Origin of the sequence: Segatella copri (genome assembly GCF_024330485.1) — a bacterium.
In the GTDB taxonomy this organism is placed as follows: Bacteria; Bacteroidota; Bacteroidia; order Bacteroidales; family Bacteroidaceae; genus Prevotella; species Prevotella copri_L.
In genome coordinates this window covers 1-725 of sequence record NZ_JANDWX010000101.1, presented here as the reverse complement: position 1 = coordinate 725, position 725 = coordinate 1, and the positions used below count along the sequence as shown (strand labels likewise).

Annotated in this window: 2 rRNA genes; both read left to right on the top strand. The window is 42.1% G+C overall.

What is annotated here, in order from left to right:
• Positions 1–105 (top strand): 16S ribosomal RNA (locus tag NNC77_RS16530); the annotation flags it as partial.
• Between the two features lie 403 nt (positions 106–508).
• Positions 509–725, top strand: a 23S ribosomal RNA gene (locus tag NNC77_RS16525); the annotation flags it as partial.

Below are 725 nucleotides of genomic sequence, written 5' to 3'. Positions count from 1 at the left end.
CCTAAAGTCCGTGACCGTAAGGAGCGGCCTAGGGCGAAACTGGTAATTGGGGCTAAGTCGTAACAAGGTAGCCGTACCGGAAGGTGCGGCTGGAACACCTCCTTTCTGGAGAGACGAATATTGAGAGAATGTTGAGTGTTGAATGTTGAATGTTGAGTTCTCATTCTTGCTTACTTCTATATTTGTTGAGATAGTGACTGATTAAAGTTCGCTTCTCTTCTTGTACGCACCATCTGTTTAGTTAAATACAGGAGACTGGGATTCCTTATACATTATATAATATATAGGGATGGCTCAAGCAAAATGGTTCAACTCCACAATCTCCACTATGCCTTTTAAGGCAAGAAGATCTTTGACATATTGACACAAGCAAAACTGTAAGTAATGAACTTTAGTTCAGACTAAAGTGAATCAAATCGCAAGATGAGATTTCACTTTGTTAGAATACAGCTGAAAGTATGAGCTACTTATTCGTTATTCGGAAACGAGTAACAAGAATACAGTCGTAAAGAAAGTAAGAAAGGGCGTATGGCGGATGCCTAGGCTCACGGAGGCGATGAAGGACGTGATAAGCTGCGATAAGCTTCGGGTAGGTGCAAATAACCCTTGATCCGAAGATTTCCGAATGGGACAACCTAGCCGTCTGAAGGACGGTTACTCTTACCAATGTAAGAGAGCTAACGCAGGGAACTGAAACATCTTAGTACCTGCAGGAAGAGAAAATA